Here is a 10,000-nt window from a genome sequence, read left to right as displayed (position 1 = left end):
TATTCGTCAGAAAAAGTACCTTCAAGCACCAGGATTTCTTCACCACCACCATGTTGATGTGAATCAAACTGACTTCCAGGCAAATAACGCACTATGCTGGTGGCTTTGGCGACTTCTGCGCCTATTCTGTCCAACGGCCTTCTGTGAATATCTTTGGCAGGAGACTCATACCAGAGCACTTGTTCTGGGGTTTGGACGACGCGTTGACTTAAATCCGTATTAATTTCGGCGCTCATTTGAGCCCAGGGTAATAAGGTCATGGTGTTGATTTATCTCTTGTATTGAGTCGGGCAGTAGCCACGATTAATTTCAGGCGCGCGCAGTTTTAAATGTTTAGTGGTACGCCCTGTGGTGCGTTTTCGCCATAACTCAAATGAGCTGCGTTTTAGCTCTTTACGCATCAGCTCAATCAACTGGTGCTGGTTTAGCCTATATAAAGCTTCTATGGCTTCAAAAGGGGTTCTGTCTTCCCAGGCCATTTCAATAATGCGGGATAAGTCTTCAGGGCTATATTCAGAGCCACGGATTTTACTGATAGTGCTCACGCTAATTTTACTTCTACAGTGGATCTTAGTGCTCAATACGTTAGTGATCAGCAACCAGACCAATAGTATTACCACTTAGCATAGTGATCTTCAGCCAGTCCTTTTACTTGATTCAGTTGCACTGTATTGCCATTGTGCAGCGCCACAAAGCCGCTATAAAGCCCAACATACTGGCGGAAATTACTGGCTAATAAGCCAATATTGACCTTTTCCTGACGACAATACAAAGGTTGAAATTCAAGCTGAACTTCGCCACATAGGCTGCTGATTTTCCATGCTTTGGTATCGTCTTTACGATCAAACACAAAAGAAGCAGGGCTTAGATGCTGGATCTGGCCGTCAAACCAGAGCGCATTTTCACAAAGCCCGGTTTCATTGACGCCTGCTGCCATATTCAAACCAAAAGCTTGGCCTTCGACCACAGCGCTGATGCTGGCCCAACGCCAACTGGTCTGGCGGCGCATAAAACCTGCTGAGAAATCATAACCTGCTAAAGCCTGAGTTAAATCCAGAGCTATGCCCTGAAGTTCCAGGCTGCCTGATACCGCCAGGGCATTGGATTTTTCGGTGTAAGTCCAGCCGTTGTAGCCGGTAGGAGCACATAAAGCCAAAGGCGTTTGCTTTGCTTTATTCAGGGTTAGATCTGCTTTTAACTCTTTGGTATCTATATGCAATTGCCACTGTGTCGGACTGGTTTTTATTGTCACTTTGTAGGAGCCAAACTGTTGTTTCGCTTCACCTTTTGATGGTGAATCATTCATTTGGCAGCCCAAAGCACCTGGCAATAACAAGCCTCTGCTTACAGTCTGGTTTGTATCAAAACGATACACATAGGCAAAACCTGAATTGGCATACCGGATATCGGCAATAGCCACAGCCAGCAACCAGTCAGAACCTGTGACGCAAATAAACTGAAACTGCTTATAGTGAAAATAACGGGAGAGGGCACTGGCCTTTTTATCCATCAAATTCTGATAAACAAAATCCCGCAGATTAAAATCCGGGATTGAGCCATCAAATAAGCCAAAGGCCGGCTGGCCATTACTTTGGATCAGTTGTGCTGGTGCTTTTGTAAGTTTTGGCTGGTAGTTGTTCATAGCAGTTTTTTATTGTTGTTTTGTTTTACTCTAACTGAAATAAGGCTGGATATGGCAATAGTTTTTTGTTTTGGGCTGGGATAAAAACAAAAAGGCATCAGTGTTAGCTGATGCCCTCGCTTTCAAAATGTTCTTAAAACTCTTAGCCAAAGTAATTGGTGGTGCGGCCAGGCGGCACTTACATCAAACCTGAAGGTAGTCCAATATCCCCTCAGCCGCCTTACGACCCTGGGCTATGGCTGTAACAACCAGGTCTGAACCTAACACCATATCACCCCCCGCAAAGATTTTTTGCTGGTTGGTTTGAAGTGGATAAGTGCTTTTTTCGCTGGCCACGACGCGGCCTTTGTCATCAAGCTCTACACCCATATCTTTTAACCACTGCGGTGGGCTTGGCTGGAAGCCAAAAGCTATGATGACGGCGTCGGCTTCTAGTACCTGCTCAGAGCCTGGCACTGCTTCGGCGTTACGGCGGCCTTTGGCATCGGCAGCTCCCATAGCAGTAGTCACCACTTCAACCCCACAGGCATGGCCTTCGTTGTTTAACTTGATGCCCAGCGGCTGCAGGTTAAACATAAATTCCACACCTTCTTCACGGGCATTTTGCACTTCTTTGCGTGAACCCGGCATGCTGGCTTCGTCGCGTCTATAGGCCAAAGTGACTTTACTGGCGCCCTGACGAATCGCAGTACGCACACAGTCCATCGAGGTGTCACCGCCGCCTAATACTACCACTTTTTTACCGGCCAGATTCACATACTGGTGTTCGGTTTGCCAGCCCATCAGATTGTTGATATTACCAATCAGATAAGGCAGAGCTTCGTACACACCTGGGGCTTTTTCGTTGACTAAGCCGCCTTGCATCGGGGTGTAAGTGCCTAAAGCCAAGAACACTGAATCGTATTCTTCGAGCAGGCTGTCAAAGCTAACATCCACACCCACTGTGGTATTTAAGCGGAACTCAATACCCATAGCAGTGAATATTTCGCGGCGTAGTTTCAGTACGTCTTTTTCCAGTTTAAAAGGCGGAATACCAAAGGTTAATAAGCCACCAATTTCCGGATAACGGTCAAATACCACAGGGGTCACGCCATTACGGATCAGCACGTCTGCACAAGCTAAACCAGCTGGGCCTGCACCTATCACTGCGACCTTTAAGCCAGTTTTGACCACGGCCGATAAATCTGGCCGCCAGCCCATTTCAAAGGCTTTGTCGTTAATGTACTTTTCAATAGAACCTATAGTGACTGCGCCAAAACCTTCGTTCAGGGTACAGGCGCCTTCGCACAACCTGTCCTGCGGGCAAACCCGGCCACAAACTTCAGGTAAGCTATTGGTTTTATGCGACAATTCTGCCGCTTCAATAATCTTTCCTTCGTTCGCCAGCTTCAACCATTGTGGAATATAGTTATGCACTGGGCATTTCCACTCGCAGTATGGGTTACCACAGTCCAGGCAACGGTCAGCCTGACCTGATGCCTGGGTGTCTGTCATAGGCTGATAAATTTCGACGAACTCAATAGTCCGCTCGCGGTGCGACTTCTTTGGTGGGTCAACCCGCTTTACGTCGATAAATTGATAAACATTCTGTGCCATAGTTGCCTCCCTTACATCGCCTGAACCCGCAGCTCATCAGAAGAGCGTGCGCGGTGACCAAGCAAGGTATTGACGTCACTTGTTTTGGGTTTAACCAGTTTGAACTTGCTTAAGTAGTTGTTGAAATCCGTCAGGATCCGGTGCGCTTTTTCACTACCGGTCGCTTCAACGTGTTGATGCAACAAGCTACGTAAGTGTTCCTGCAGAATTGGTGTGCTGACATCCAGCGCTTCCACCAGTTCAGGGTTCACCCGCAGGCATAAGTCATCCTGTTCATCTAATAAGTAAGCAAAACCACCTGTCATACCAGCACCAAAGTTAACGCCGGTTTGACCTAACACCAGGACCACACCGCCAGTCATATATTCACAGCAGTTATCGCCTGTGCCTTCTACCACTACTATGGCGCCAGAGTTACGCACGGCAAAACGTTCACCTGCGCGGCCTGCAGCGTAGAAACGGCCGCCAGTAGCGCCATATAAGCAGGTGTTGCCTGCAATAGTGGCGTCGTCTTTGGCGTAGCTGACTCCCTTAGGCGGGAATATCGCAATCTGGCCGCCTGTCATGCCCTTGCCGACATAGTCGTTGGCATCCCCTTGCAGAGATAAATGCAAACCACCGGCGTTCCAGACACCAAAACTCTGGCCTGCAGTGCCTATGCAGTTGACCACTATAGGGTCTGTTGCCATGCCCTGATTGCCATGATGACGGGCAATAAAACCAGAGAGGGCAGCGCCAACAGAGCGGTCGGTGTTGCGGATAGGCACCGTTAAGCGGCCACCGGTTTTATACTTCACCATATCGGCGCAGCGTTTCACCAGTTCCTGGTTTAAGGCGCCATCGTCAAATGGGTCGTTGTTCTGTACACAGAACAGCGGCTTATCTGATTTAACACCAGAGGCCAATAAAATCGGGCTTAAATCCAGTTTCAGTTGTTTCTGTGTTTCAGCCTCACGAACTGATAATAAGTCGGTACGACCAATCAGTTGCTCTAACGAAGTGACACCCAGTTCTGCCATCAGCTCGCGTACTTCATGCGATAAGAACTTAAAGTAGTTCATCACCATTTCTGGTAAGCCATTGAAGTGATCGCGGCGTAAAGTGGCGTCCTGAGTGGCAACACCTGTGGCACAGTTATTCAGATGGCAAATCCGTAAGAATTTGCAGCCTAAAGCCACCATAGGGCCAGTACCAAAACCAAAGCTCTCCGCACCTAAAATAGCGGCTTTGACCACGTCTAAACCAGTTTTTAAGCCGCCGTCCACTTGCAGGCGAACCCGGTCACGTAAACCGTTTTCAACCAGGGCCTGATGCACTTCAGCTAAACCCAGCTCCCATGGAGAACCTGCGTATTTCACCGAAGTCAGCGGGCTTGCGCCTGTGCCACCGTCATAACCTGAGACAGTAATTAAATCGGCGTAGGCTTTAGCCACACCGGTCGCAATAGTACCAACGCCTGGTTCAGACACTAACTTCACAGAAATCAGCGCTTCAGGATTGACTTGTTTTAAGTCAAAAATCAGCTGAGCCAAATCTTCAATCGAATAAATATCGTGATGCGGTGGTGGTGAAATCAGTGTGACACCAGGCACTGAATAACGCAGCCGTGCAATTTCTGCTGTAACTTTTTCACCAGGCAACTGACCACCTTCACCCGGCTTAGCACCTTGGGCGACTTTGATCTGAATCACTTCAGCATTCACCAGATAATGTGGTGTGACACCAAAACGACCTGAAGCTACCTGTTTGATTTTGCTGTTTTTCTCAGTACCAAAACGGCGTGGGTCTTCACCACCTTCACCTGAGTTAGAACGGCCACCTAAACGGTTCATGGCTATAGCCAAAGCTTCATGAGCTTCGGGGCTTAACGCACCTATAGACATAGCGGCGCTGTCAAAACGCGGATACAGCGCTTCAACAGGCTGTACCTGCTCCAAAGCAACAGGAGTTGCATTGGCTTTGTTTAGGCTGAATAAGTCGCGTAAATGCGCGACAGGGCGCTGATTCACGAAGTCTGAGTAGACTTTGTAATCGGCATATTTGCCACTGCGTACCGCTTTTTGCAGGCTTTGCACTACATCCGGGTTGTAAGCGTGGTATTCACCGTCATGCACATATTTCAGCTGGCCACCGTGGTTCAGCGGTTTACGTTTTAACCAGGCACTGTTAGCGCGGATCTGTACGTCTTGCTGGAAGTCGGCAAAGTCGGCGCCCTGAATACGGGAAGGTAAATCAGGGAAACACAGCTTCATCACATTCTTGTTGATACCCACAGCCTCAAACAGGTTCGAACAACGGTAGCTGGCTACAGTCGAAATACCCATTTTTGACATGATTTTGTACAGGCCTTTGTTAATGCCTTTGCGATAATTCAACACAGCCTGACGGGCCGTTAAATTGATACTGCCTTTTTCCACCAGCTGTTCGATAGTCTCGTACGCCAGGAATGGATAGATACCTGTTGCGCCTAAACCGACCAATACAGCAAAGTGATGCGGATCGCGGGTTGTCGCTGTTTCGATAATAATATTCGAGTCACAGCGCAACTGGTTATCGACCAAAGCGTGATGCACAGCGCCCACCGCCATAGCAGCCGGAATAGGGATCAGGCCTTGTTCGATACGACGATCCGTTAAGATCACCAGCACGACTTTATCTTCACGCACCACACGCACAGCTTCAGCACAAACACGGCGTACTGCAGTTTCCAGGTCTTCTTCCGCTGGGTCAAAGTTCAGCGAAATAATATGGTGTTTGTAGTATTTCTCGTCGGCCGCTTTTAACTGTTTTAAATCGCTGTACATCATTACTGGCGATTCAAACTGGATACGACGGGCATAACCTGCAGTTTCACTAAAGACGTTGTGTTCACGGCCTATGCTGGTGGCCAGCGACATCACATGAGCTTCACGTAATGGATCGATAGGCGGGTTGGTGACCTGAGCAAACAACTGCCGGAAGTAGTCGTAGAAAGTGCGGGTTTTTTGCGACAACACCGCCATTGGCGTATCATCGCCCATAGAACCTACGGCTTCCTGACCGTCTTTTGCTAAGACAGACACAACCTGTTCAATTTCTTCGTAGCTGTAATTAAACAGCTTGTGGTAAACCATCATCTGGTCGTCAGTAAAAACACGTTTACCTATTAAGTCAGTTTCAAACTGCTCGTAAGGCACTAAACGTTGTACGTTGCTGGACAACCATTTGCGATAGGGATGGCGAACCATTAAATCCTGGTCAATTTCTTCTGAGCGCCAGATTTTTCCTGTCTGCGTATCCACAGCCAGCATTTCGCCCGGGCCAACGCGGCCTTTTTCCTGCACTTCATCAGGTGTGTAATCCCAGATGCCAACTTCAGAAGCCAGCGTAATTAATTTGTCTTTGGTAATCACAAAGCGGGCAGGGCGCAAGCCATTGCGGTCCAGGTTACAGGCCACATGCTGACCGTTAGTCATCACTATACCTGCAGGGCCATCCCAGGGCTCCATATGCATGGAGTTAAACTCATAGAAGGCCTTTAAGTTATCGTCCATCACTTTGTTGCCTTGCCATGCTGGTGGTACCAGCAAACGCATAGCACGGAATAAATCCATACCACCGGCCAGCAGCAATTCCAGCATATTATCTAAAGAGCTGGAGTCAGAACCTGACTGGCTGACAAAAGGCGCAGCTGTTGGTAAGTCAGGGAGCAAAGGTGAAGCAAACTTATACTGACGGGCGCGGGCCCATTGTCTGTTACCTGTAATGGTATTAATTTCGCCGTTGTGCGCTAAAAAGCGGAAGGGCTGAGCTAAAGCCCAACGTGGCATAGTGTTAGTCGAAAAGCGTTGGTGGAATACGCAAATGGCGGTTTCCATCCGAACGTCTGCTAAGTCCAGATAAAAACGCGGCAAATCTGCCGGCATCATCAGGCCTTTAAATACGGTGACCAGACAGGAAAAGCTTGGGATATAAAAATCCGTATCGTCGGTCAGCTGTTTTTCAATACGGCGTCTGACCATATAAAGGCGACGCTCTAAATCATGGTCATTCCAGCCGGGTTGGGCGCTGACAAAAGCCTGCTTAATCTGAGGCATAGATGAGAGTGCTAAATCACCCAGCACTGACGTGTCGGTTGGCATATCACGCCAGCCGACTAAAGTCAGGGTCTCACGGGTAATTTCCTGCTCAATGATAGCGCGAGCCAGTTCAGCTTTCACCGGATCCTGACTGAAGAAGAAGATGCCCACCCCATACTTTTTGCCCAAAACCCAGCCTTTTTCCTCTGCAATAGCTCGGAAAAAACTGTCGGGTTTTTGCATTAACAGGCCACAACCATCACCTGTTTTCCCATCCGCTGAAATTCCACCTCTGTGCTGCATACGGTCTAAACCGCTAATCGCAGTGCGCACAATACGGTGGCTGGCGACGCCTTCTAAATGAGCGATCAGACCAAAGCCACAGTTCTCTCTTGCCTGACTGTGGTGATACAACGCCATGACTCTTCCTCCAACCTGTCCTGTAAAATAAATATACCCCTGGCTTCTGAAACTGCTGCTTTGTAAACCAGCTTCTAATGCCTCAGTTGCACAGCCAGGCTGTATAAATGAGGCTCTATCAGTTGTTGCCGCGCAGCAATATCAATTGCGTGTGGGTAAAAATGTTAAATTTATGAATTATTATTCTTATAATCGGCGTTTTTATCCCTGAAAGAAAACAACAGCTCTTGTTTCAGTCAGTTAGGTGGTCCGCATAGTTGTTTTTATGGCGTTTAGACGTCTATCCATAAATAGACGATTAGATATACCCAGATTGGACGGAAATTGCAAGACCAGTCTGGCGCATTTAACTGACTATTTTATCGAAGGCTGTTTTAGTGGTGTTTTGTAATTAAATTACAGAAATAAGGCTTTTTTGTGGCTTTTAGTCGATTATGTCGAAAAAAAAGGCCGCTGTTGCGACCTTTTTTTGTAATTTAAACGATATTTTTATGCGCAACTTATGCGTGGTAACCGTTTGAAACACCTTTGACTGTCACTGCTACAGCATCATGAGCATGCAGTGATTCATAGTGATTCACCCGCAGCCAAAAATCGTCAAATTCAGACAATTGGTTTAGGGCATGTTTTAAACGGCGGGCTGCATCTTCACAGAACATCAGGTTCTGACCGTTTAAGCGGGCAAACTCCTGCTCGTCAGCGCGTTTAACTGCAGCTTGCACCGGAGTTTGCAGCGCATCTTCAATAGCGTCAATTAAGGCAATTACAGGGAAGTCAGCCACTTTGTGGTTTAACTGGACTTTTATTTCAGCGATAGAGCGCTGGCTGTGTGGTGTAGCCACTATACCCTGAGTGGTGCCCAACCAGTCTTTTACCTGTTCTGTATTTACCTGAGCGTGACCAGCAAATTTAGCCACAAAAGCTTCCTGAATCAGCTGACGAGCCAAAGCTGCTGAACAAGGACAAGTGGATGAATAAGGCACGTTGACCTTCATCTCCACACCTAACTTGCCATCTTTTAACTGGCCGGTGATAGTTACAGGATAAGCTTTCCAGCCTTGTTTTTCAGTGATCAAGGCTTTGCGACGCAAATGCAGTTCAAAATCAAACTTCACAAAAGCGTGGGTACTTAAATCTTCATGACTGCTGATAAAGCCGTGCAGCAGCTCACTTAAGGTCGAGTAACTTAAACTGGATTCAGTCGATAACTGATCCAATAACAAATACAGCCGGGACATATGAATGCCTTTGGCTTTTGGATCTTTTAAGTTTACAAAAGCTTCAACTCGGGCGCTGACCTGGCGAGGTGCTTCGCCTGCAACACTAAACATCAGTGGCAGTTCTATATGGCTCATGCCAACCCATTCCAAAACACCTTCAGTGGTGGCGGATGAATGGTTAGCTACATCTGGCATAGTGGTCGGCATGAATACTCCAATGTCGTCAAATGCTGGGGTCCTGTCCAACAGGACCCCACTTAAAATTTGGCGCACTTTATACCATATTTTGCCGCCGGGGCCGGTATAAAATCTGTGCAATATATGCTGATTTTTTTCGAATAGCTTAAACGAAAAAAGCGAATACCCGACTAAAATTGTCGGATATTCGCTAAATTGGGACTGTGGTTCTGAAATTCAACTCTTCGATACTGCTATTCCCAAAGTAATAGGATTAGCGGGTTGGCCGTATAGAGTTGATTTGCTCTGGCGCTTTCTATCTGGTTGATCGTCAAAGCAATAGCCAATAGCAGCATTGCCGCTGAACAAGGCGCCAGTCACTACTCGAAAGTACCTTTGACCAGAGCTTTACCTGCTTTAACAACCTGACGGCCTTTGGCAAAGACATCACTTATAGTTAAATCATTTTTATGCAATAGCACCAAATCTGCATCCAAGCCTGCCGCTATATGGCCTTTTTGTTTCAGACCCAATACAGCTGCAGGGGCAGCAGTAATAGCTGTGACAGCGTCAGCTAAAGGCACCTGATACTCAAGTACAGCCTGGCGGGCAACCTGATACAAGCTTTGTACTTTGCCAACCTCAAGGCCAACCAGCTCACCTTTGTCGTTGTACAGAGGTAAACTGGCATTACCATCTGAACTTAAAGTTAAGTTCATCGCAGGTACACCAGCCTGCAACGCTCTGGCTAAAGCTTCAGCTGCAGCCACTTCACCATGCTGTAAGTCATACGCTGTAGTGCTGGTGGTGAAATCAATAACACCTCCAGCTTTAGCAAACTCAATACCAGCCTGAAACAACTGCTCGTTACGGTTGATATGAGTAGG

At 47.5% G+C, this 10,000-nt stretch carries 7 protein-coding genes; all 7 read right to left on the bottom strand.

The features are described from left to right. Positions 1–260: cupin domain-containing protein (locus tag LDL40_RS08395; protein ID WP_300994820.1), on the bottom strand; the 260-nt coding region annotated here is incomplete at its 3' end. Between the two features lie 9 nt (positions 261–269). Then, complete coding sequence (locus LDL40_RS08390; RefSeq protein WP_300994819.1) at positions 270–545, bottom strand: TIGR03643 family protein; 276 nt, start codon at positions 543–545, stop codon at positions 270–272. Between the two features lie 68 nt (positions 546–613). Beyond that, positions 614–1,642 carry a DUF2804 domain-containing protein gene (locus LDL40_RS08385; RefSeq protein WP_300994818.1) on the bottom strand — a complete coding sequence of 343 codons (1,029 nt, stop codon included), beginning with the start codon at positions 1,640–1,642 and terminating at the stop codon, positions 614–616. A 183-nt stretch (positions 1,643–1,825) separates the two neighbouring features. Continuing rightward, complete coding sequence (locus LDL40_RS08380; RefSeq protein ID WP_300994817.1) at positions 1,826–3,238, bottom strand: FAD-dependent oxidoreductase; 1,413 nt, start codon at positions 3,236–3,238, stop codon at positions 1,826–1,828. An 11-nt stretch (positions 3,239–3,249) separates the two neighbouring features. Further along, positions 3,250–7,716 (bottom strand): glutamate synthase large subunit, encoded by a 4,467-nt coding sequence (gene gltB / locus LDL40_RS08375; RefSeq protein WP_300994816.1) that lies wholly within the window; start codon positions 7,714–7,716, stop codon positions 3,250–3,252. A 500-nt stretch (positions 7,717–8,216) separates the two neighbouring features. Continuing rightward, positions 8,217–9,143 carry a GTP cyclohydrolase FolE2 gene (gene folE2 / locus LDL40_RS08370; RefSeq protein WP_300994815.1) on the bottom strand — a complete coding sequence of 309 codons (927 nt, stop codon included), beginning with the start codon at positions 9,141–9,143 and terminating at the stop codon, positions 8,217–8,219. 350 nt (positions 9,144–9,493) lie between these two features. Next, positions 9,494–10,000, bottom strand: a 507-nt coding sequence (locus LDL40_RS08365; RefSeq protein WP_300994814.1) for an amidohydrolase family protein, incomplete at its 5' end; no start/stop codon positions are given.

It is taken from the genome of Rheinheimera sp., assembly GCF_020217005.1.
In the GTDB taxonomy this organism is placed as follows: Bacteria; Pseudomonadota; Gammaproteobacteria; order Enterobacterales; family Alteromonadaceae; genus Pararheinheimera.
The sequence above is the reverse complement of the archived record's forward strand: the minus strand, read 5'-3'. Positions and strand labels throughout refer to the sequence as shown.

Excerpts from the sequence above, each read along its gene's own strand:
- LDL40_RS08385 (WP_300994818.1), bottom strand. The coding sequence starts at position 1,642 with ATGAACAACTACCAGCCAAAACTTACAAAAGCACCAGCACAACTGATC.
- LDL40_RS08380 (WP_300994817.1), bottom strand. The coding sequence starts at position 3,238 with ATGGCACAGAATGTTTATCAATTTATCGACGTAAAGCGGGTTGACCCA.
- gltB (WP_300994816.1), bottom strand. The coding sequence starts at position 7,716 with ATGGCGTTGTATCACCACAGTCAGGCAAGAGAGAACTGTGGCTTTGGT.
- folE2 (WP_300994815.1), bottom strand. The coding sequence starts at position 9,143 with ATGCCGACCACTATGCCAGATGTAGCTAACCATTCATCCGCCACCACT.